General features: G+C 66.7%; 19 protein-coding genes and 1 tRNA gene. 6 read left to right on the forward strand and 14 right to left on the reverse strand.

All coding sequences use genetic code 11. The features are described 5' to 3' along the window. Positions 1-442: 442 nt before the first annotated feature. The 3 genes from EU513_RS14955 to EU513_RS14970 all read right to left on the reverse strand — a co-directional run bounded on the left by EU513_RS14955 (position 443) and on the right by EU513_RS14970 (position 3222). Complete coding sequence (locus EU513_RS14955; protein WP_205744811.1) at positions 443-1108, reverse strand: TrkA family potassium uptake protein; 666 nt, start codon at positions 1106-1108, stop codon at positions 443-445. Then, complete coding sequence (locus EU513_RS14960; RefSeq protein ID WP_129627508.1) at positions 1101-2459, reverse strand: TrkH family potassium uptake protein; 1359 nt, start codon at positions 2457-2459, stop codon at positions 1101-1103. Before EU513_RS14960 ends, EU513_RS14955 begins: the two co-directional genes overlap by 8 nt. 322 nt (positions 2460-2781) lie before the next feature. After that, positions 2782-3222 (reverse strand): hypothetical protein, encoded by a 441-nt coding sequence (locus EU513_RS14970; RefSeq protein WP_129627511.1) that lies wholly within the window; start codon positions 3220-3222, stop codon positions 2782-2784. Positions 3223-3288: 66 nt separating this feature from the next. Between EU513_RS14970 and EU513_RS14975 the strand changes: the two genes are divergently transcribed. The 3 genes from EU513_RS14975 to EU513_RS14980 are packed head-to-tail and all read left to right on the forward strand — an operon-like array spanning position 3289 to position 4440. Beyond that, positions 3289-3846 (forward strand): hypothetical protein, encoded by a 558-nt coding sequence (locus EU513_RS14975; RefSeq protein ID WP_129627514.1) that lies wholly within the window; start codon positions 3289-3291, stop codon positions 3844-3846. 45 nt (positions 3847-3891) lie between these two features. Continuing rightward, positions 3892-4038, forward strand: a complete 147-nt coding sequence (locus EU513_RS16020; RefSeq protein WP_168990308.1) for a hypothetical protein — start codon at positions 3892-3894, stop codon at positions 4036-4038. A 24-nt stretch (positions 4039-4062) separates the two neighbouring features. After that, on the forward strand, positions 4063-4440 hold the full coding sequence (locus tag EU513_RS14980; RefSeq protein WP_129627517.1) for a WhiB family transcriptional regulator: 378 nt from the start codon (positions 4063-4065) through the stop codon (positions 4438-4440). Between the two features lie 141 nt (positions 4441-4581). Here EU513_RS14980 and EU513_RS14985 read toward each other — a convergent pair. The 7 genes from EU513_RS14985 to EU513_RS15020 all read right to left on the reverse strand — a co-directional run bounded on the left by EU513_RS14985 (position 4582) and on the right by EU513_RS15020 (position 16602). Next, positions 4582-4666: transfer RNA gene (locus tag EU513_RS14985), tRNA-Leu, on the reverse strand. Positions 4667-5093: 427 nt separating this feature from the next. After that, entirely contained in the window at positions 5094-6035 is a 942-nt protein-coding gene (locus tag EU513_RS14995) for a transglutaminase family protein (RefSeq protein ID WP_129627520.1), read from the reverse strand. Then, positions 6032-8605, reverse strand: coding sequence for a circularly permuted type 2 ATP-grasp protein (locus EU513_RS15000; protein ID WP_129627523.1), 2574 nt, complete (start codon positions 8603-8605; stop codon positions 6032-6034). Before EU513_RS15000 ends, EU513_RS14995 begins: the two co-directional genes overlap by 4 nt. A 34-nt stretch (positions 8606-8639) precedes the next feature. After that, a complete protein-coding gene (locus EU513_RS15005) occupies positions 8640-12041 on the reverse strand; it encodes a DUF2126 domain-containing protein (protein WP_129627526.1) in 3402 nt (1133 codons plus the stop codon). 240 nt (positions 12042-12281) lie between these two features. Then, complete coding sequence (locus EU513_RS15010) at positions 12282-13616, reverse strand: DNA polymerase IV (RefSeq protein ID WP_129627529.1); 1335 nt, start codon at positions 13614-13616, stop codon at positions 12282-12284. A gap of 60 nt (positions 13617-13676) precedes the next feature. Next, positions 13677-15764 (reverse strand): ATP-dependent DNA helicase RecQ, encoded by a 2088-nt coding sequence (locus EU513_RS15015; protein WP_129627532.1) that lies wholly within the window; start codon positions 15762-15764, stop codon positions 13677-13679. Between the two features lie 43 nt (positions 15765-15807). Then, a complete protein-coding gene (locus EU513_RS15020) occupies positions 15808-16602 on the reverse strand; it encodes a 1-acyl-sn-glycerol-3-phosphate acyltransferase (RefSeq protein WP_129627535.1) in 795 nt (264 codons plus the stop codon). Between the two features lie 58 nt (positions 16603-16660). On the opposite strand from EU513_RS15020, the gene EU513_RS15025 reads away from it, so the two are divergent. Both EU513_RS15025 and EU513_RS15030 read left to right on the forward strand, forming a co-directional pair. Further along, the gene (locus EU513_RS15025) at positions 16661-17425 is read left to right on the forward strand and encodes a HipA family kinase (protein ID WP_129627538.1); all 765 of its coding nucleotides are present in this window, start codon (positions 16661-16663) and stop codon (positions 17423-17425) included. Continuing rightward, the gene (locus EU513_RS15030) at positions 17422-17796 is read left to right on the forward strand and encodes a DUF3037 domain-containing protein (protein WP_129627541.1); all 375 of its coding nucleotides are present in this window, start codon (positions 17422-17424) and stop codon (positions 17794-17796) included. The genes EU513_RS15025 and EU513_RS15030 overlap by 4 nt, the downstream gene beginning before the upstream one ends. Positions 17797-17896: 100 nt before the next feature. Here the strand turns inward: EU513_RS15030 and EU513_RS15035 are convergent, their stop codons facing one another. The 4 genes from EU513_RS15035 to EU513_RS15050 form a co-directional block, all read right to left on the reverse strand. Next, on the reverse strand, positions 17897-19387 hold the full coding sequence (locus EU513_RS15035) for a hypothetical protein (protein ID WP_129627544.1): 1491 nt from the start codon (positions 19385-19387) through the stop codon (positions 17897-17899). Between the two features lie 125 nt (positions 19388-19512). Next, positions 19513-20322, reverse strand: a complete 810-nt coding sequence (locus EU513_RS15040) for an RNA methyltransferase (protein WP_129627547.1) — start codon at positions 20320-20322, stop codon at positions 19513-19515. Between the two features lie 7 nt (positions 20323-20329). After that, positions 20330-21094 (reverse strand): sulfite exporter TauE/SafE family protein, encoded by a 765-nt coding sequence (locus EU513_RS15045; RefSeq protein WP_129627550.1) that lies wholly within the window; start codon positions 21092-21094, stop codon positions 20330-20332. Between the two features lie 43 nt (positions 21095-21137). Next, positions 21138-21932 carry an ABC transporter ATP-binding protein gene (locus EU513_RS15050; protein WP_129627553.1) on the reverse strand — a complete coding sequence of 265 codons (795 nt, stop codon included), beginning with the start codon at positions 21930-21932 and terminating at the stop codon, positions 21138-21140. Between the two features lie 42 nt (positions 21933-21974). Here EU513_RS15050 and EU513_RS15055 point away from each other — a divergent pair, with 42 nt between their 5' ends. After that, the gene (locus tag EU513_RS15055) at positions 21975-22730 is read left to right on the forward strand and encodes a hypothetical protein (RefSeq protein WP_129627556.1); all 756 of its coding nucleotides are present in this window, start codon (positions 21975-21977) and stop codon (positions 22728-22730) included. Positions 22731-23044: the final 314 nt, after the last annotated feature.

Consider the following 23044-nt stretch of genomic DNA (forward strand, 5'->3'; position numbering starts at 1 on the left):
TCTAGGCCGATTATGAGCAGCAGTCCGCCCATACGGCATGGGCGATGCGGAAGACGTCGCCGCCGACCTGCGGGAAACCTGTCACTACCAGGTAGGCGCGATGGTCCCGCGCGTCGGTCGATACGAACTGTCGGACCTCACCTACGCTGCAGCCGGGATCTGTCCAGCTGACCGGTTCTGATGGCGTGAGCCGAACGTACTACGCGTACGATACGTCTTGCACATATGCGGTTCCAGCGGCTACCGCACGCGTCGTATGGCTACCTGGCTACCGGTTTCAGTCGCAGTGTTACGGCGTGTCGGATGCGAGTGGCGGGGTGCGCAATGGACGCCGGATCGCGACTGCCACGACAAATCAGCAGGTCACAGCACAGACACGGGCGTTTTCCTCATCGCCACCTGAGAAAAGACGTGATGTGCGAGGGTCCATTGTTCGCGGTCACTACTGGTTGGAGAACGCTTCGACCTTGCGGCGCTCGCCGGAGACGATGATGAGATGCCCGTCCTCGACCACCGTCTCGGCGGTCGCGTGGGTGAAGTCCTTGCCGGTGGCCTTGACGCCGACGACCGTGACGCCCCATTTCGAACGGACTGCTGCCTCCGCGAGAGTCTTGCCGAGAATGCTGCGCGGTGGGCGTGTACGAACGATGGCGAATCCATCGTCGAACTCGATGTAGTCCAGCATCTTGCCGCGCACGAGGTGAGCTGTACGACGGCCCATTTCATGTTCGGGGCGCACGACGTGCTCAACCCCGACCTGCTCGAGGATCTGCGCTTGGGCCTTGGTGGTTGCCTTGGCCCAGATATGCGGTACGTGCAGACCGCGCAGGACGAAGGCTGCGAGCACACTTGCCTCAAGGCTGGACCCGATGGCAACGACGGCCCGGTCGAACTCATGCACAGACAGCTGGCGCATGGCTTCTGCGTCGGTCGCGTCGGCCTGAACGACGTGGGTGAGCCTGCCTGCAACAGCTTGGACAGGGCGCGGGTCTGCGTCGATGCCCAGGACTTCGATGCCATCACTCTCGAGCTCCAGCGCAAGAGATTTGCCGAAACGGCCGAGTCCGATGACGACGACTCCGCCGCCAGCTCCGATGCGCTTAGCCAATGAGGGGCCATCCTTCCGGGTAGGTGTATCGGCGTCCGCGCTTGCGCAACGCCAGAGCCGACACTAGGGTCACCGGCCCCAACCTCCCCAGGAACATCAGGGCAGCCAATACAAACTGACCCGATTCCGGCACCTGGGCAGTGATTCCGGTGGACAACCCGACCGTCGAGAAGGCACTCGTCGTCTCGAAAAGCACGTCGCGGAAGGGCAGACCGGTGAGTTGAGTGAGGAGCATGGTCGATCCCACAACGGCAGCAACCCCCAGTAGAGCCACGGTGATGGCCTGCCGCACAGTGCGATCGCCGATCCGCCGGCCGAACGCGACCACATCATGCTCGCCACGAACCTCGGCAACGATGACGAAGAATAGGACGACGAACGTGGTGACCTTCAGTCCACCGGCGGTGCCGGCCGATCCACCTCCGACGAACATCAGCATGATTGTGCCGAGCAACGTCTCGTCGGTGGCCTGCCCGTAGTCCCAGGCATTGAAACCCGCGGTACGCGGCTGCACGGCGTGGACGAAGCCGGCCAGCAGCTTCTGCGCTGGATTCAGTGTTCCGATCGTCGCGTCATTACCCCATTCGCTGAGCGTCATGAACACGGTTCCGCCGACGAGAAGGATCGTGGTCATGAAAAGTGTGAGTTGGGTGTGCAACGACCAGTGCCTGCGTGCACGGCGACGCAGGAGTTCGAGCAGGACGGGGAATCCGAGGCCGCCGATGACGATGGCCACGACGATCGGGAGTTGAATCCAGGGGTCGGTGAGGTAACTCATGAGGCTGTCGCTGAACAGCGCGAACCCGGCGTTGTTGAAGGCCGACACTGCGTGGAATCCGCCGAGTCGCAGAGACTCCAAGAAGCCGAAGCCGTGGCCGAGCCAGAACCTGAGTGTCAGGGCAAGAGCGACGACTGCCTCGACGATGACGGTGATTCTGAAGACTCCCACTAGGACGGTGCGAACGTCGCCGACCCCGCTCTTTGTTTCGGCAGCCGCTGCGATTCGGCTGCGCAGACCTAGCCGCCGGCCGATGAACAGCACCAGCAAAGTGGTCATCGTCATGAATCCGAACCCGCCGACCTGGATGAGTCCGAGGATGACGGCCTGGCCGAAACCGGTCCAGTAGGTCGCTGTGTCCACGGTGACGAGGCCGGTGACACACACTGCACTTGTGGAGGTGAAAAGTGCGGTGACGAATGGTGCGCCTCCATCACCGGTTCGTGCCATCGGGAGCATGAGGAGCAGGGTGCCGATGGTGTTGCCCACCGCGAATGCCGCGACCACGGTCTGCGCGGGGTGACGCAAGAGTCGGGAGCGGGGGGTGGCCCGGGCACCGGTGTCGGAGAGCATCGTCGGTGAGAATGGCACAGCAGCCTGGCCTCCGTCCACTGGGCCCTCGTCCTGTTGAAGTAGCGCCCGATCTCCACAGGCCGAACGCGCCCATCCGCCTGGGATCCCGCGCTCAAGCCTGGCGGGGAGCAAGGCCGTGTTCTTGACGCGGGACACGACCTACCCCGAACGGCTCCATCACTACAATCACCACCGCGGCCACACCAGCCTCAAGGGCCAATCACCCATCGACCGCGTGCCTAACCTCTCCGGACAGAACATCTAGCGGTCGCCTGATCGTTGCCCGCCGAGTCCGCGACACCACAGACCTGTCCGCTGTTCGCTAGGCCGCTGCGTTCCTTGGCAAGGAAGCGACTCGCGTCGCCAGGCCGATGACCTTGACGTGCAAACCGGTCTTCCCATCGGTGTCGACATAGACCCTACGGATCTGCAGGTCGACGACGGACTGCTTGCTTGAGATGAGCCCACCGGCGACGATGCCGTCGAGGGCGTCCTCCATCAGATCCAGTGCCGAGTGCCCGTTCGTGGGGTAGGCCGGGCTCTTGGGAAAAACGCCGTGCGCCCCGTAGTGCATCGCCGGCCGTTTCACACCGTGCGTCAACTCAACCCGCACCGGCCCGATGACCGACCGCCCCTTGCGGTACTTCACGCAACTCGCAGCGATCTGCCCGCACCACGCTTCACGGCTTTGCGGTTGACGCAGCGGAAGACGCGGGACACGGAACGAGGCGGTGCGTAGCGGAATGACTGCGGCGTTTGACATGCCGCACACGGTGCGACGCGGATGGCGTCCCGAGGTACCGGCCCGGGGCTGTCGCACCGTGCTGATATGGAACAGAACAACACCTACATTCCGAAGCGCGCACGCAACCTCGTCGCGCTCTCGGTCACCCACAGTCCCCCGACCCCTCCGACCCTCGCCTTCTGCTCAGCCCAGTGGTTCGAGTCGTTCGACGGCGATCGTCTCGCTGATGCCATTGAGATGATCACCTTGCTGGAGACCCATGAGCTGCTCGTCACCTGGGGTGGACTCGCTCCGGTCAGGGATGCCGCTGAAGCCCACGGGATCGCGCACCCGTTCAGTCAGAAGAAGCCGACCGGCGAGATCGCCGTCAAGGCCCACTCCCGCGTGCTCGACCTGGCCGCAGCCACGGGCTCCGAACCGACCACGCAGGCACTGTGGTCGTACCTGGCCGCGAACGTCCGGGACGGAGTCATGGAGAACCTGGCGACCCGTCCGGAGGACCGGCGCACACCCGAAGCCGTGGCGGAAGCGATCCGCACCTCGGCCGTCGCGCATATTCTCAACGAGCGACCCGCTGCGCTGTCCTCCATGTCCGAAGGTATTAGCAGCGGGTCGCTCGCATCCGGAGACGGCGATGACTGACACCTCGATGTAGCCGTCACCGCAGCCACCGTCTCGACCGACGACGTGGTTCAGCCACCGGTGCTACGTGTACTCGACGGATCCGATCTGAATGAGGACCTCGACACCACGACCGAGCGCGGCATCTACGACTGGGAAGCCGAGGGCGACTTCGACCGCCGGCATCTGACCCTCGTTCCGACCGCGGACTGAACCGCGCGTCGCACCGTCACGAACATGGAACTTCGAACCGCTGCGCGCACCCTGCCTGGAACGACGCGCCCTGCCGCGTCGCCTTCGGTCGAGGAGCGCTGGCCGGACCGGCACGTCCCGGCCGAGGTCGCGCACATGCGCAGCAACGACCTGCAGTGGGCGTGCTCTGGTCATCCGCAGCCGGAGATCTTCTTCCCGAACACCAACCGCGACCTGTCCGCGGCCAAGAAGATCTGCTCGGACTGTCCGGCCAAGCTGATGTGTGGGCGCGCCGGCGTCAAGTCGCTCGAGTCCGGAGTCTGGGGAGGCACGCTGTTGCACAACGGTGTCCCGAACAATCGTCTCTTCACTCGGGAGTACCCCGGTGCAGGACGTAAGAAGGCCACAACACAGTCCGCCTGACCAGCACCGACGAAGCCGCTCAAGCCACGTGCTGAGCGGCTCTCTCGTTACGCAACCATCACCACCTAGAAGAATCCCGCGCCATCGCGCGGGATTCTTCGCCTAGACCCTGATCTCCGTAGAGAGGGGGTTTAAGGGTTGTGTCCGGAGGGGGACTTGAACCCCCACGCCCGTTAAAGGGCACTAGCACCTCAAGCTAGCGCGTCTGCCATTCCGCCACCCGGACGAGGTGAGTGGCCGGCCGATTTACCGGCTGGCCAACAGCCCGAAACATTAGCACGCGGACCCCGAAACTCCCGCATCGACCGTGCCCGGGCGGTCTTGCTGGACACCTGCTCGAGTGAACCTCATACTTCACGCAGGGCACACCTAGAGCTACCTCCACCAAGCCGGGGTTCTTTGTCAACATGGCGAAGTCGGAGTTCAACTTCGAAAAGATGATCGGCAAGACGATCGCAGAGCACAGCTCCGGTCCCCCGAAGCCACGCTGCGGGCAGACACCGACTGGTCGACCGGTTCAGGGCCGGCGGTCAAGGGCCCGTTGTTGTCCCTGTTGATGGCGATGACGGGCCGCGCCGCACACCTGGACGAACTTGCGGGCGACGGGCTCGCGGAACTTCGATCCCGCATCTGAGCCCACGCCCCGACTCGGCTCAGTCGGTCAGCGTCGGCTGGGCGCCGTTGCCGGTCAACGGAATCACGTCGACGGCGACATTGAGCTTGCTACCGCTGCCCTCGGCGAAGATGATTCCCTTGAGCGGGGACACGTCACGGAAGTCGCGGCCCCAGGCGGTCACGATGTACCGCGAATCTGCGAAGTGGTTGTTCGTCGGGTCGAGATCCACCCATCCGAGCGGAGTCCGGATCGACACCCACGCGTGGGTGGCGTCCGAGCCGGCGAGTTTGGGCCTGCCCTTCGGCGGAACGGTCTCGATGTACCCGCTCACGTACCGGGCCGGCAGACCCACGTGCCGGGCCATGCCGGCGGCGAGATGCGCGAAGTCCTGGCAGACACCTGCCTTGCCCTCGATGACCTCCTCCAGCGTGGTGGAGGTGGTCGTCGCGCCCTTCGCGTATTTGAACTCGCTGTAGATCAGCTCGTACAGGTGCACCAGAGCATCGCCCAACGGACGGTTGTCCGGAAGGTGCTCCTGTGCGTAGGCGGCGACTGTCGGAGTGACATCGACCAGCCGCGACGGCAGCAGGTAACGGGTGTGGTCGAGGTCGAACCCGCCGGAGGTGGCTTCCATCTCCCGGCGTGCCGACTGCACCGTCCAATTGTTGAGTGCTTCGACATCGGCCTTCGGCCAGGTGATCTCGACGTGGGAACGCTTGGTCACCGCGAACCTGGTGTGCCGCGTCCGGATCTCCAGATAGTGACTGAAGTTGCCGAAGAAGTCGGTGTGTTCGGACATGACGTGCGCGGACGGCGTGACCTCGATCACGTTCGACAGCACCTTTTGGTGTTCGGTCGACCGCGGCCGCAGGCACGCCCGGCTGTAGGAGGCCGTCACGAAGTCGTCGTACTGGTACTCGGTGGTGTGGCGGATCTCGTACCGGCGCGTGTTGTGCAGATCGGGGACTTGGTCGCTCACTGGCGCACTCCGACCTCGTGGATGGTGTTGACGCGACGGGGCGGCTCCGGCCGCACGAAGTAGCGGTGTGAGACCTGGTCGCTCAGGTCACGCAGCAACGAGGTCAGCTCGACGGAGAAATCCACGAGCCGGGACCGCTCGTTCATGCCGAGGTCCTCCGGCGAGACCGCTTCGAGCCGCTTCGTGAGCGCATCGACGGCTACCCGCACGCCTTCGTCCTCGATGACCTGGGTGATGCCGGTGATGCGCTTGAACTGGAACTCGAGCGACCTGGGGTTGATCGGGTCACGCAGCAGCAACTGCAGCATGCCTGCCACCGGGGACGCCGGACCGGTGCCTGACGCGAGGCGCCGGCGGTACGTGATCACGCTGTCGCAGGCCCGCAGCGTCGCCTCGGTGATCTGGCCGTCCGCCACGGGCGAGCGTTCGGTACCGATCGCCACCCGCAACAACGTCGACACCTGCAAGGAGCGCTCGACCCTTCGTCCCAGGTCCATGAAGGCCCATACCTCGTCGCGCACCGTGTTCTCCGACGCGAGGCCGGCAAGCCCGACGAGGCACTCGAGCACCTGCGCGAGGACACCCGGCAGTGGCTCGTCGTCGTCGACCGGACGATTGATCGCACTCTGCAATCGGCTCAGGATCAGCCACGTGTCGGGCGAAAGGAGTTCACGGACGGCGTACGCGGCACGCGACAGGTTACTGACCGTGTACGCGATGGTGCCGGGAGTGTTCTCGGCGAAGACGATCGTCCGGAGGAACTCGGAAGGGTGCGAATCGCCTTGTGGCGCAGCCACTCCGGTGACCTGGCTGAGCGCCTGCACCATTTCTCGCATGGCGACCTGCCCGGGTGAACCGGACCGGCCGTGGTGATCGGCGACGAGGTCATCGACCACCGTCGCCAGACGGGCGGTCGACTCCGCGCGCTCGGCGTAGCGTCCGATCCAGAAAAGGTCGTCGGCAACGCGTGGGGCCAGAGACATCGAGTCGGGTTCGACGGTGAGCTTGAGGGTGTCGCGGTGACGTCCGCGCTCGGCCATCGCTACCTCGAACTCGGTCGGAGCCAGCACCCAGACATCCTTGGCGATGCCACCGTGGGAGTTGGACACGTTCCAGCTCGTGCTGTTCGCCGCGACGCGACCCAAACCGCCCGGCAGGAAGCGGTATCCGTCGTTCGCCCCGACCCCGAAGGTGCGCAAGACCAGGCGCCGCGGTTCGAGACCTTCGGCCGCGATCACCGGAGCGGTCGACATCGCGACCTGCTCCTGTGCCGCCCACTTCCACGGCTCGGCCTCGATCTGAACTCTGAGGTCGTCCAGTTCGCTCGACGACAGTTCCCAACCGTGCGTCGCCGGGTCTGCTTCTCCGCGACTGATCGGTTTGATGACGAGCTCATCGAGACGGTCCATCGCCTCGGCACGCTGCTCGCGGTCACCGAACCACCAGGTGCGGGCGTCCGGAAGCAACAGGTCCTCGCCGAGCAGTCGCTTCGCGGCCTGCGGCAGGAACGGCACGAGCGCCGGGTTCTCCAGCACACCGCTACCGAGCGGGTTCACCACGCTGATCATCCCCCGGCGCGCGGCCTCGGTGAGCCCGGTGACGCCCAGACGCGAATCACCCCGCAGATCAAGCGGATCCGACCATGCGGCGTCCACGCGACGAACCAACACGTCGACATGCTGTGGCTTGTGAGTCGTCTGTCGCCAGACCCGTCCGTCGCGCATGGTGAGGTCTTCGGCCTGCACGACCGGCAGACCCAGCAGGCTCGCCAGGAAGGCCTGGTCGAAAGCGGTCTCACTCGCCGGTCCGGGTGACAGCAGCGCGATGTTCGGCTGATCGACTGCGACCGGGGCTGCGTCGAGCAACGCGTCGCTCATCTGGTCGAAGAAGCCGCGCAGTCGAGCGAGGGCGGTGTTGCGGTACAGCCTGGGCATCGTCCGAGCCACGATGCGTCGGTCAGCCATCGCGTAACCAGCTCCGGACGGCGCCTGGTTACGGTCGGCAAGCACCGTCCAGGTGCCGGACGCATCGCGGGCCAGGTCCACGCTGGTCATCACCAGTTGGCGATCGCCCGGCAACCGGATGCCGTCGGCCGTCGGCAGGAATCCGTCGTGCCCCACGACGGCGGCCGCCGGGATGACACCCTCGCTGATCATGCGACGCTCGCCATAGAGGTCGCCGAGCAGGGCGTCCAGCAGCATCGCCCGTTGGGTGAGGCCGCGCTCGAGTCGCGCCCATTCGTCGTCCGACAGCACCACCGGCAACGGGTCGAGTTGCCAGGGGCGGGCCCGGTCCTCACCGGAGACGGTGTAGGTGAGGCCGTCCTCCTTGATGTGCCGGGCAGTCGCCGCCTTGCGCGCCAGCAGGCCACCGATGCCGATCGACTCGACGATGTCGGTCAGCTGCTGGTGCTGTTCGGTGCCGGCATCGCTGAGCCACTCGTCGACGCAGATGCCGCGGTGATCGCCAGAGTCGCCGGCATGCTGCCCGGAGTGCTCCTCCGTGCTGCGTTCGACCCGTTCTCGATACCGGCTCAGCACACCGGAATTGGCCTGGGGTTGCGCCGTCATGAAGTCACCTTATGAAATCGTCCGCGCCCTCGGGTCATGCGCGCCGACCGGCCGAGAAGCGGCGCAGGTCAAGCGTGGACGGGTATTCACCGTTGCCGTGCCGCACCTGGGTTTCGTACGACGGCCAGCCGGACATGTCGACCGTGCCGGACGTGTGCCCGACCGCCTCGAAGCGGCTCCCACGGCGCGATTCGGCTTCGGCGGCGTTCACCGGGTAGGTGTCATAGGACCGGCCGCCGGGATGCACGACGTGATAGGTGAAACCGCCGAGCGACAGACCGTTCCAACGATCCACCAGGTCGAACACCAGCGGAGAGTGGACGCCGATCGTCGGGTGCAGCGCGGACGGCGGTGACCAGGCACGGAACCGAACCCCACCGACCATCGTGTCCGGCGCACCACCTGTGCCGGGAGTGCCTGTGCCCCAACCGGATCCAGCGACCGGCACCAGCGGTACCGGCACTCCGTTGCAGGTGATGACGTGACGTCCGGGTACGAGGCCGGTCGCCGCGACCTGCACCTTCTCCACCGAGGAGTCGACGTAGCGCGAGGTGCCCCCCTGGGTCACCTCTTCACCGAGGACGTGCCACGGCTCGACGGCCTGGCGCAGTTCGAGGTGGACGCCGGCGATGTCGGTCTCCCCCAGCCGCGGGAAACGGAACTCCAGGAACGGGTCGAGCCAGGACGGGTCGAAGTGGTGTTCCGGCCCGAGATACCGGTTGATGTCGGAGACCACATCCCGCAGGTCGGCTGCCGCGAACGCGGGCAACAGGAACCGGTCGTGCAGGCGTGAACCCCAGCGGATCAGCGAGCCGGAGTAGGGCTGGTCCCAGAAACGCGCGACCAGCGTACGCACTAGCAACGCCTGCACCAGCGACATCTGAGCGTGCGGCGGCATCTCGAAACCGCGCAGCTCCAGGATGCCGAGACGGCCGCGGTCGGTGTCGGGACTGTAGAGCTTGTCGACACAGAACTCGCTGCGGTGGGTGTTGCCGGTGATGTCGGTCAGCAAATGACGAAGCAACCTGTCGGTGACCCATGGACGCGGTTCACCATCGGATTCCTTTGTGGCGCGGTCGAGTTCGTGAAAGGCGATCTCGAGTTCGTAGAGCGTCTCGTGACGTCCTTCGTCAACGCGTGGCGACTGGCTGGTCGGGCCGATGAAGCGTCCGGAGAAGACATAGGACAACGCCGGGTGGTGCTGCCAGTAGGTGATCAGACTGCGCAGCAGGTCGGGGCGACGCAGCAACGGCGACTCGGCGGGCGTGGAACCACCGAGCGTGATGTGGTTGCCGCCGCCGGTGCCGGTGTGAGTGCCGTCGATGTCGAACTTCTCCGTCGCCAGACGAACCGACCGGGCGTCGTCGAAGAGCGTGGTCGTGAGGGTCTCCAGCTCGGCCCACGACGAGGTGGGTTGCACATTGACCTCGATGACACCGGGGTCGGGCGTCACGGTCAGCGAGGTGAGGCGGCCACCACCGCTCGGCGGCGCGTAGCCCTCCAGCACGACTGGCGTCCCGGTCGCCTTCGCGGCCTGTTCGATCGCCCCGAGCATGCGCAGCGCGTCGTCCAGCTCGGACAGCGGCGGCAGGAACACGAACAGGTGGCCCTCGCGTGCCTCGACGGTCAACGCCGTCCGCGGAGCCTCCTCGATGTCGTGCACCTGAGCGCTCGGGACCTCGGTTTCGAGGGATCCGGGATCGGGCAGGGTGCCGCTCGCCGCGAACGGCGAGGCGTCGGGGACGTACGGTGCCTCGGCCCAGGCGATCGAACCGAGCGGCAGGCGCAGGCCCATCGGCGAAGTGCCGGGCGTGAGGTAGAGGTGCTCGCGGCGGGTCTGCCAGACAGCCGTGCCCCAGCCTTCGCCGTCAGGTGCGGGGAAGACCGGCAGCACCCACCCGGTGGGCAGCTCGGGTGCGATCTCCTTCGATTCCAGCTTGCTGCGTCGATCGGGGTCGAGTGCACCGACGTCGTCACCGGGGCGGTCGCCGCTCGGCTGACGAATCTCGTTGTGCCAATCCGTGATCGGGTCTTCGTAGCCAGGTCGGACGACCTCGTCGGGCAAGCCGAGCCGGGTTGCGAGGTGCTGGGTGAAGTCGCGGACGACCATGGCACGCTCGTGGTCGTCGCCGGGCACGACGGCGTCGCCCCACGGGTCGTCGAGGAGTGACTGCTCCTGCCACATCGGCGAGCCGTCGGTACGCCAGATGAGACCGATCTGCCAGCGCGGCAACGGTTCTCCCGGGTACCACTTGCCCTGACCGTGGTGCGTGATCCCGCCCTTGCCGTAGCGCTTTCGCAGTTTGTCGGCCAACTCGACCGCCAGCTTTCGCTTCTCCGGACCGTCGGCGGCGGTCTCCCATTGCGGAGTCGAGGTGTCGTCGGCCGACACGAACGTGGGCTCGCCACCCATCGTGAGCCGGACGTCGCCGGCCTGCATCAGTTCATCGACGTGCTCGCCGAGTGCGCGCACCTTCGACCACTGGTCGTCGGTGTAAGGCTTGGTGACCCGCGGGTCCTCGAAGACCCGGGTGACGGTGTTCGCGAAGTCGAACTCGACGTTGACCGGCGCCGTCGCACCGCTGATCGGTGCTGCCGCTGACGGGTGCGGCGTCGCGCAGAGCGGGATGTGACCCTCCCCGGCGAAGAGGCCGCTGGTTGCGTCCATGCCGATCCACCCGGCACCCGGTACGAAGACCTCTGCCCAGGCATGCAGATCGGTGAAGTCCTCCTTCGGACCGCTCGGGCCGTCGAGCGCTTCCTGGTCGGCGGTCAGCTGGACGAGGTAACCGGACACGAATCGAGCCGCCAAACCGGCGCGGCGCAGCGCCGCGATCAGCAGCCAGGCGCTGTCACGACAGGACCCGATGCCGCGATCGAGGGTCTCCCGCGGGCTCTGCACTCCGTGCTCCATCCGCACGGAGTACGAAACCGCCCGGTTCACAGCCTGATTCATCGCGACCAGGAAGTTGACGATGCCCGGGTTCTGATCGCCCGGTTGCGCATCGGCGATCGCCTGGTCGATCCAGGACTGCGTCTGCTCGCTGAGTCCGCTGCCTTCGTCGGCGTCGTCGACGACTCGCAGGTACGGGTCGAGGTCGGCGCGCAGATCGTCGGGATAGGTGAACGGGTAGTGCTCGGCGTATTCCTCGACGAAGAAGTCGAACGGGTTGATCACCGTCATGTCGGCGACCAGATCGACCGTGACCTCCAACTTGTCGACCCGCTCGGGGAAGACGAGGCGCGCGAGGTAGTTGCCGAACGGATCCTGCTGCCAGTTGATGAAGTGATTGCTCGGAGAGACCGTCAGCGAGTACGCGGTGATCGGGGTGCGACTGTGCGGCGCCGGGCGCAGCCGGACGACGTGCGGGTGAACCGTCACCGGTTCGTCGAAGGTGTAGGTCGTGCGGTGATGGAGGGCTACCCGGATCGTCACCCGCCCCACCCTAGCCATCCGAAGCGGTGCGTCAGGGGCTGCTCACCAGCCGGTACCGCGCACTTTCACCTGGCTGTGATGAGCATCCGCGTCATCGAAGAAATCGAGCAGGGAAGCCGCCAGCCAAGCGCGTCGTTCAACGGCATCCGATGACCCTGAGGTGCCGCCGGCGCGGTCGTCGAAGACGGGTGTTGCTGCATCTGATTCATCCCGTGCGCCTTCACAGCGCACAGGTAAGCATCAATTCCACTCCGGCGGTGCGGCGTGCTCCAGTTGCGGATCATCGGCCTTGAAGGTGCGGACCGGTCCGGGTTCGGTGGTCGGGCCCTCGAATCGAACGGTGACTCGGCCCAGGCCGCTCCCCCACACCCAACCGGCACCGTGCTCGGCGTGCCGGACGTCGGCGCCCGGTGTCCAGGTCTGCGGGTTGCGGCCCCAGCCGTCGTCGACATCATGCGCGGTGACCGCGGCTTCCGGTGACGGTTGCTCGACCTCCTCCTGTTCGAAGGACATCCGTTCCTGGGCGTGCGGCGACATGCCGGACACCCCGAAACCGAGCAACCGCAGGCCCGCTGCGGTGTCCGCACCGACGAGCAATCTGCGGGCCACCGACAGGATCGTTGCGAGGTCGCCGGTCGGGTGCAGCGTGCTTTCCGATCGGGTGAAGGTGGAAAAGTCGCCGTGCCGCACCTTGATCGTCATCGTCCGGGCGAAGTGTCCGTGCTCCTGCAAGCGCGCAGTGACCCGCTCCACCAGCTTCACCAACTCACGATCGAGAACGGTGCTGTCCGCGACGTCGACCGGGAAGGTCTCCTCGGCCGAGATGCTCTTGGCCTCACGCTCGGTGACGATCGGGCGATCGTCCCTCGCGAAGGCCATCTCGTGCAACCCTCGTCCGTGGGACTCACCGAAGATGCTCACCAGGTCGGTCACCGACATTCGTTGCAGGTCGGCAACGGTCTCGACGCCGAACGAGCGCAGCCGCTCGCCCGTCACCGGACCCACGCCACCGAGCACTCGAACCGGTAGTGGACCGAGTACCTCGTTCTCGTGGCCGGCCGGGACGATCACCAAACCGTTCGGCTTGTCCAGGTCCGACCCGATCTTCGCGATCTGCTTCGAAGTGCCGATCCCGACACTCGCCGTCAATCCCCCTGTGCGCTCGGTGATCTCGCCGAGCAGGCGTTGAATCCGGTTGTGCAGCGCGTCGACCGCGAAGTCGGTGATATCGCCGTGTGCGAGGTCGACGTAAGCCTCGTCCACGGAGACCTGCTCGACCGTGGGCGACAGGTCGTGCAGCAGTTCCATGACGATCGCGCTGGAGGCTCGGTACGCGGCGCCGCGCGGACTGAGGAAGGCCGTGCCGGGCGGACACAGTCGGCGCGCCTGAGCGGTAGGCATCGCCGACCGGGCTCCGAACTTACGCGCCTCGTAGGAGGCGGTCGCCACGACGCCTCGTCCACCCGTCCCGCCGACCACCACGGGTTTGCCGCGCAGGCTGGGTTTGTCGCGTTGCTCGACCGCGGCGAAGAAGGCGTCGAGGTCGAGGTGCAACACACTCGGACGGCTTCTCACCGTTCCATTGTCGCCTGCCGGACGCAGCCCGCGAACGCGGTGGGACGCGCCCGTCGGTGTTCAGCCGACGCTGCGATGGATCACCAGCGGCAGGACGCGGGCCGCCCCTCGCTCGCGCAGCGCAGCGGCAGCCACCGTGGCCGCCCAGCCGGACGACGTCCGGTCGATCACCAGCAGAACCGTATGGCCGTCGACGTTCGCGTCCGGGCCGGCGTCGAGGCAATCACGAAGGACGGCGGCCTCGTCGGCGCTCGGCAGATCCGTCGGGACGCGATCGGTCGCCCAGACCGCGTGCGGGAGCCGGCCGGCGTTCGCCAGGTGCTCGGCGACCGAACCCGCCAGATCCGGCATGCCGCCCGGAGCCACGGCAATCATGCAGGTCGGCCGGTCCGCCCACTGCTTGCTCCAGTCGGCGAGCGTGTGTACCGCGTGTTCGAGCAGTTCAGGATCGGCTGCCGCTCCCGTCTGCAGGCAACCGGCGAGCGAGTCGGCCCACTCCGGCGCGTCGGCATGGACGAGTACCCGTCCGGGGTCAGCCGCCTGGGCGACCGGGATCTTGCCGCGGGTGCCATACGCTCCCCCGGGCCACATCTTGCGTGGTTCCAGCACGTGGCGCTCGGTGCGCAGCACCCGTCGCACACCGCGCATCGTCTCCGAATTCGCCTCTGCGGCAAGACCTTCCGGTAAGCCGCCGATACAGACCGAGCAGCGACCGCACGGTGCAGCGGACGGGTCGTCCAAGGACTCCTGGAGCAACTGCATGAGGCAGCCCTGGCCACGTACGTAGCGACGCATGATCTCCGCTTCACGGCGACGCGTCGCCAACACCGAGTCGTAGTGCTCCTGGTCGTAACTCCAGTCCTTGCCGGTGGACGACCACCCGTCGGTGGTGCGGACCACGATGTCGTCAACAGCCAACTGCTTCAACAGCAGTTCGACCCGCGTGCGCCGCACTCCGGACTCGGCCTCGAGCGCCACCACGGACAGCGGCGACACTGCCTGACCCAGGAGTTCGAGGATCCGCTCGACCTCCTTCGACTTGGGAATGGTGGCCGTGGCGAAGTACTCCCAGACAGCCTCGTCCGAAGCAGACGGAAGCAAGGTGACCAGAGCATGGTCGATCGCGCGGCCGGCACGTCCGACCTGTTGGTAGTAGGACACCGGTGACGGCGGAGCCCCGACGTGCACCACAAACCCCAGGTCCGGCTTGTCGTATCCCATGCCGAGGGCGGACGTCGCAACCAACGCCTTGAGTTCGTTACGCCGCAGCGCGTCTTCGAGTCGCTCGCGTTCGGCGCCGTCGAGTTGGCCGGTGTAGGCGGCGACCTGCAGGGACGGATCGCCGGAGTACTTGGTGCGCAGCACCTCGGCCAGACGTTGAGCATCGGCCACGGTCAGCGTGTAGATGATGCCCGAACCGGGCAGCGTCGGCAGGTGATCGGCCACCCACGCGAAGCGGGCGAGCGGATCCATCTGGGCTGCAACCGCGAGCGTCAGACTGGACCGGGCGAGTGGTCCACGAAGCACCAGGGTGGCCGAACCCAGTTGTGCCGCAACGTCTTCCACCACGCGCGCATTGGCGGTGGCGGTCGTGGCCAGGACGGGTGTCTGCGGGTTCAGGCGTCCGAGCACGTCGACCACACGTCGGTAATCCGGACGGAAATCGTGGCCCCAGTCGCTGACCGCGTGTGCTTCGTCGACGACCACCATGCCGAGGCGTCCGGTCAACGCATCGAGCACTCGTGCACCGAACCCCGGGTTGGCCAAACGCTCCGGTGACACCAGCAGAACGTCGAGACGATCGGCCGCGAGGTCGGCCTCGATCCGGGACCAGTCGTCGATGTTCGAGGAGTTCAAGGTCGCCGCGACCAGGCCCGCTCGTTCGGCCGCCTGCACCTGGTCGCGCATCAACGACAGCAGCGGCGAGACGACCAGCGTCGGTCCGTCACCGCGGTCGCGCATCATCGTCGTGGCGATCCAGTAGACCGCCGACTTGCCCCACCCGGTCGCCTGGACGACCAGCACGCGGGACCCGGGCTGCGAGAGCGTCTCGAGTGCCTCACCCTGCCCGTCGCGCAAGGTGGCGTCGGGACCGGCGAGGGCACCCAGCACCCGACTGACGGCGTTCTGCAGAAGTTCGGTCGACATGCCTCGACCTTTTCACGGGGTACCGACAACGCGGGCCGGAGACCTAAGGCTGTGCAGAACCCTTCTTCTTGGCGGCCTTCGCCGCCTTCTCCGCCTTGCGTGCCGCACGCCGCTGACGTTCCTGCTCCTCCATCTCGGCCGCCTCGTCCAGCGTGGGAGCCGTTCCGCCGAGCGCCTTCGGAAGGAAAGCGAGGTCCTCACCGGTCATCGGCGGGTACTGCGCCTTGGCCCGGTCGAGCATCTGCTTCATCTCGGCCTTGAGCTGTTCGGTGAGCTGCGCCGGGTCGGCGTCGGCAGGCGCTTCGATCGGGCGGCCGACGGTCACGATGATCGGAACACCGGTACGGCCCAGCTTCTTCGGGTGGTCCTTGGTCCAGATCCGCTGCGAGCCCCAGACGATCGTGGGGATGATCGGGACGCCGGCTTCCTGAGCCATCCGCACCGCGCCGGTCTTGAACTCCTTGAGTTCGAAGGAGCGCGAGATGGTGGCCTCCGGGAACACGCCGATCAGTTCGCCGCGCTGCAGAGCCGCGACCGCTTCGCGGTACGCACCGGCGCCCGCCGATCGGTCGACCGGGATGTGCTTCATCCCTCGCATCAGCGAGCCGACGCCCTTCATGTCGAACACTTCCTTCTTCGCCATGAAGCGCACCAGACGTCCGACGTCCTTGAAGGCGTACCCCGCGAGGGCGAAGTCGAGGTATCCGATGTGGTTGATCGCGACGACACCGCCACCGGTCTGCGGAATGGCCTCCTGCCCGGTGCGCTGGAAGCGCAGCCCCTGCGCGGCGAACAACCCGCGGGCGAAGTGAACGACGGGTGTGTAGACCGGCTCCATGCGGGCAACCCTATCGACGAGTCAGCCTGCTCGTGCGCACGCTCACTAGAGTGGCCGTGTGCTGCCCATCGTCAACGCCCTGCGCTACGTGGTCCCGCTGCGCGAGGGTGGTTCGCTGCCCGGTGTGATGGAGGCGGACGACGAGGGCACCTGGGTGGTCAAGTACCGCGGCGCCGGTCAGGGTGTGAAGGTGCTCGTGGCTGAAATCATCGTTGCCGGCCTCGCTCGCGCCCTCGGCATCCGCGTCCCCGATCTGAAGCTCGTCGACATGCCAGAGCAGATCGCGAAATACGAGGCCGACGAAGAGGTGCAGGACCTTCTCACCGCGTCCGTCGGTTTGAACCTCGGGATGGACTTCCTACCCGGCGCGTTCAACTACGACGGCTCGACTCCCCCGCCGCCGGACGAAGCCTCGGCAATTCTCTGGCTCGACGCCTGTGTCGCCAACATCGACCGCACCCCGCACAACCCGAATCTGTTGCGTTGGGGCAAGAACCTGTGGGCGATCGATCACGGCGCCGCCCTCTACTTTCATCACTCCTGGCCCTCGAGGGAACCCGACCCTGCGCGGTTCGCCGCCGCACGCTTCGACGACTCCTCGCACATCCTGCGCGAGGTCGCAGATGACGTCAGTGCCGTCCATGAACGCGCCACCGCGATCCTCAGCCGGGAGCTCATCGCTCGCGTCCTCGACGACGTGCCGGACGAGTGGCTGGAGTCGACGGCCGATCTGCCGGGCCCGGAAGCGGTCCGCGCGATGTACGTGGAGCACCTCGTCGAACGCCTCGCTCGTCCGGACGCGTGGATGCCGAGGAACGCATGATCGGTTACCAGTACGCCGTCCTGCGGTTCGTGCCGGCGGTGGAGCGTGAAGAGTTCGTCAACATCGGTGTTGTCGTCTACGCACAGATCGCCGACCACCTGAGCGTCGAGTGGCTTGTTCGTTCCGACCTGGTGCGAGCACTTGCACCCGAAGTCGATCTGAGCGAGATCGAGACTGCGCTGGCGTCGTTGCGTGCTTGTGCCGCAGGCGAATCCGCGCCCGGAAAGCCTTCGATCCGCTCGCTCGGAGCACGCTTCGGTTGGCTGGTCGCGCCGCGGAGCACAGCGATCCAGCCGGGGCCGGTGCACGGCGGGCTCACCGACGACCCGGCGGCAGAGGCACGAAGGCTGCTCGACCGACTCGTCGGGTGAACGCCGGACGCTCCCCTCGCCGTAGCGAGAGGAGCGCCCTTCGTGCTGGTTCCGTCCGCGCGACCCACTCAACGAGTCAGCCGCGCGGACCGGAGCTCATTTACTTGCCGTCGCGGCCGCGCACGTCGTCCCGCAGGGAACGAATGCGGTCACCGATCGACTTGTGGTCGCCGTCCGCGTCGCGGTTGACGTCCTGGACGCCGTCGCCGACACGGTCGTCCCGGATGCCGTCGTGCCCGGCCTGGACGTCACGCTGGTCGCCCGAGGTGTGCCAGTCGGCGCCGTCCTGCAGGTTGCCGGTGTCCCCGGAACGAACCGCGTCGTCACGACCCACGCCGTAACCGCCGACCGCCGTGGAGCCACCGGCCGTGCCTGCGCCGACCTGGTTCGGCTGACCGCCGAAGTCCGCAGAGCGGTTCTCGAAGCCGCCGGTCTCGCGGGACTGGTCGTTCCAGTTCTGCTGTCCCGCAGTCTGGTCGGCGTCATAGCCAGGCTGCTGGGCGTCATGCTGCTGCGCCCAGCCCGCGGACGACTCGTCGGCGTACCCGCCCTGGTCGAGCTGACGCGGGCTACGGTCGTTCTGGCCCCAGTGCTGTCCGTCCAGGCCACCCTCGTGCTGGTAACCCGGCTCGTTGCCGCGATCAAGGGTCCGGCCGTCGTCGTAGGAGTGACCGCCGAGGCCACCTTCGCGGTCGCCGTCGCGCAGCGTGCCCTCGTGGCCACGCGGACTGTTGCCCGCCAGGCCGTCGCCGAAGTGCGTGTCGGTCCGACCCTGCTCGTCGTAGCCACCGTGGTGAGCGTCGCCGGCGACATCGCCCATCGTGCTGGTCTGACCGATGCGGTCGGCGTCACGGTCGCCGAAGTGGTCACCGTCGTTGTCACGGTCACGCAGGTCCATGCCCGAGTCACGACCATCGTTGTCACCGAGGGGGTCGGCGTCGTGGTCGCCGAGGCGGTTGCCGTCGTTGTCCCGGTCACGCAGGTTCATGCCTGAGTCACGCCTGTCATTGTCACGGCCCTGGTACGCGACGCCACCAGCGCCCGCGGCACCCAGACCACCGGCGGTTGCGCCAGTGCCCCAACCCGGCCCGTCACCGTCCCGCTGGTCAGCAGCACGTCGGTCGGCGTCGTGGTCACCGAAGCGGTCACCGTCGTTGTCCCGGTCACGCAGGTCCATGCCCGAGTCACTGTCGTCGTGTCCGCCGGGGCGCGAACCGTCGAGACGGTTGCCGTCCTTGTCGGTCTCGACGTCGGGGTCGAGCAGGTCGGCCTGGCGCTGCTTCTCGTCGTAGTCGTCGCGCACGCTCTGCGCGTCGTTCACCTTCGCCGACGCAGCCTGCTCAGCCTTGCGCGCCTGCGCAGCGGCACGGTCGGCCTGCTCGCGGCGCTGGCCTGCTTCACGCGCGGCGAGGTCGGCCTCGCGCTCGCGCTCCTTCAGCTGCATCTCCTGGGCGGCGGCGTTGTCGCGCAGCTGTGCTGCTTCCTCGCGCTGCCGTTCCTTCTTCTTCTTGTTGTTCATCATCGCGACGAGCGCGATGATGGCGAGCACCACCACCGCGGCGATGATGATCCAGAGGATCCGGTTGTCCATTACGACTCTCCTGCCTTCGTGAGATCGAATAGGTCCACCCGGTAGGTGGTTCGACAACCGAACGTACGCGCTAACGGGCGTCCGTTGGTCTGTCCCGCCTGATGAACGTTCGGACGGGAGTCGGTTCAGTCTCTCGTTGCCCAGAGTGCGACGGCGGACGCCGCCGCCACGTTGAGCGAGTCGACGCCGCCGGCCATCGGTATGCAGACGGTGCGAGTGCTCAGTGCCATCGTGCGGCGCGACAGTCCGTCACCTTCCGTGCCGACGACAAGACACAGCCGGTCGTGATCGGCTGCGGCGAGTTCGTCCAACGTTTGGGCCTCGTCGTCCAGCGCGAGCGCTGCGACGTACCAACCGGATTCGCGCATTTCCTCGATTGCGGACGGCCATGGCTCGATCCGCGTCCACGGCACCTGGAACACCGTGCCCATCGACACCCGCACAGCCCGTCGGTAGAGGGGGTCGGCGCACCGGGGCGTGATGAGGACGGCGTCCGCAGCCATCGCTGCGGCCGAGCGGAAGATCGCCCCGACGTTCGTGTGGTCGACGACGTCCTCGATCACCAGAATGCGCCGCGCGTCGGCGACCACGTGCTGCCACGCAGGCAACACCGGTCGATGCATCGAGGCCAGGGCTCCACGGTGCAGATGGAAGCCGGTCATCGCCTCGATCACGGCGGGCTCCGCCACGAAGACCGGAGTGTCGTCTCGTTCGGCATCGGCCACGAGGTCTGCCAGATCGTCGAGCCAACGCTGCGCCATCAGGAACGAGCGCGGACGGTGGCCCGCGGCGAGCGCTCGACGGATGACCTTCTCGCTCTCGGCCAGATAGAGACCCTCGGCGGGTTCGAGGACGCGGCGCAGCGCGACGTCGGTCAGGCCGAAGTAATCGCGGACCCTCGCGTCGGACGGGTCGTCGATCCGGATCACGGTCATCGCCGACTCAGTTCACCAGGAGGTTGACGATGGCAACGATGCCCACGACCACAATGAATCCTCGCAGGACGTTGGGTGGGAGCTTGCGACCGACCGAGCCGCCGACGAAGCCTCCGATCAGTGCGCCGGCCGCGATGAGTCCGGCGATCTTCCAGTCCACGTGTTCGCGGGAGACGAGGATGAAGGTGAGGGCGGCGACCGCGTTGACGATCGTGCCCAGGACGTTCTTGATCCCGTTGAGCTTCTGCAGCGGTTGTGCGAGCAGGACGCTCATCACTCCCATCAACAGAACCCCTTGTGCCGCACCGAAGTACCCGCCGTACACTCCGGCGACGAAGATCCCGACACCGAGCAGCACCCGCCGTCCGGGCGACTCGTGATCGGGGTGATTCTCGGCGGCCCATTTCTGGATGCGCGGACCAAAGATCACCAGTAGGACGCCGACCAGGATGAGCGCTGGGACGATCGCGTCGAAGGCCTCGGCCGGCAACGTGATGAGCAGCAGAGCGCCGACGATCGCACCGAGCAAGGACATCGGTGCCAGACGCTTGAGCTGGTCGGCGGTCGAGCGCACCTCGCGCCGGTAGCCCCAGGTGCCGCTGAGGCCCCCGGCCACAAGACCGATCGTGTTGGACACGTTGGCGGTGACCGCCGGTACGCCGAATGCGAGCAGCGTCGGGAACGTGACCAGGGTGCCCGAACCGACGATGGTGTTGATCGTTCCTGCAGCCATTCCGGCAAGCAGGATCAGCAGGGCTTCGGTCCAGGGCATTGCTGCAGATTAGCCAAGGGCTGTCGACGTCATCGGCGCAGTCTCAGGTTGCGCGTGCGCTCCAACGGTCACCGTTCGGACCTTCGTGCCGATCGAGCACGAGCGGCACCCCGAAAGCGTCCGAGAGGTTCTCGGCGGTCAATGTCGATTCGATGGGGCCGGCAGCAACCACACGTCCTCCCCGCAGCATCAACACGTCGGTGAATCCCGGCGGGATCTCCTCGACGTGATGGGTCACCAGAACCATTGCGGGCGCATAGACGTCCTCGGCCAACTCACCCAGACGGCGGACGAGGTCCTCGCGGCCACCCAGGTCGAGACCCGCGGCGGGCTCGTCGAGCAACATGAGTTCCGGGTCAGCCATGAGGGCGCGCGCGATCTGGACGCGCTTGCGTTCCCCCTCGCTCAAGGTGCCGAAGCGGCGGTCGATCAGGTGGTCGGCACCGATGGTGGCCAGGAGTTCCTTCGCACGCTCATGGTCGAGTTCGTCGTACTGCTCGCGCCAGCGTCCGACCATTCCGTAGGACGCGGTGACGACGACGTCGCCGACCCGCTCCTCGCGCGGAATCCGGTCGGCGATCGCGGCCGAGGCCAGACCGATGCGGGGGCGCAGTTCGAAGACGTTCACCGCGCCGAGTACCTCCGACAGCACGCCGGCAACACCCGATGACGGGTGCATCCGCGCTGCGGCGATCTGCAGCAGGGTCGTCTTACCCGCACCGTTCGGGCCGAGCACCACCCAGCGCTCGCCCTCCTCGACCTCCCAGGTCACGTCGTCGAGCAACTTCTTGTCGCCTCGGACGACGGTCACTCCGGCGAACGCCAACACATCGCTCATGGCCCAAACCTATCCGGCAGGTGGAACATCTACGGTGGCCGGATGGGCACTCTCCCGGCATCGGTCCGACTGGCGCTGTGGGCGACGGCCGCTTGGAACGGTCAGGCGCTCGGCGCGTCGGTGATCGAGCGGTCCTTCCCCGACGTCGACGACGTGAGCGGCGACCTCGACCGATTGCAACTGTGGGGTGAACTCGGTGAGCGGGTGATGCTGTGTGCCCTGCCACATCCCGGTCACGCGCAGTCGGTGCCTCAAGGTTCGACGAGTCTGATGGCCGAGACTTTGGACGCGGGTGAGTGCGCATACGTGCCGATGATCGGCGGCGCCCTGGTGCCGTTGATCGAACCGTATGGACCCGAACAGGACCAGGGCTGGCGGGCCGAACTTCGTGCCTTCGACTGCTCCCCCACGCCGACCCACCGCATCGAAATGCTGACCGGCTCGTCCATCGAACGACGGCTGCAGTCCGAAATCGCCTCTGCGACGGCGGAACTCGTGGACATCGACCTCGTCCCGTGGCAGCGATCGAGCGAACGGGACGAAGCTGCGGGGCATCTCTCGGGTGCCTTCGGGCTGCCTGCCGGGATGCCTGCACGGTTGGCCCGGACGATCTGGAGCGCGGCCACCGTGTCGACCGCAGCCGAGGCGGCGCTCGACCATGACCCGATCGTCGGTGCATCGGCACACAGCCAGCGGCACGAGGTGCTCCGGCGGCTGATGATCGAGTGCGACCAGGTCCTCGCGGACGCGACAAACCTCGCCGCCCTCACCATGGCCGGCGTAGTCCCCGACCGCTGACCCGAGCTCCTGGGACGGCGTGAACCGTCAGCCGAGTACCTGCGCTTGTCCTGAACCGATCACGGTGGTCGAGTAGTGAGGGAGCTCTAGCGACCGAGCGCGATCGAGACCCCCCGACGAGACAGGCCCACGCCCGCTGACTCAACCACCCCAACCCCTCGACGAAACCTGACCACGCCCCGCTGGTTGAGCCCGACGGATGAGGAACGAACCCGTCGGTGCCGAAACCACCCCAACCCCTCGACACAAACCGGACCACTCCCGCTGGTTGAGCCCGACGGATGAGGAACGAGTCCGTCGGTGCCGAAACCACG

This window comes from Yimella sp. RIT 621 (genome assembly GCF_004146205.1).
GTDB lineage: Bacteria > Actinomycetota > Actinomycetes > Actinomycetales > Dermatophilaceae > Yimella > Yimella lutea.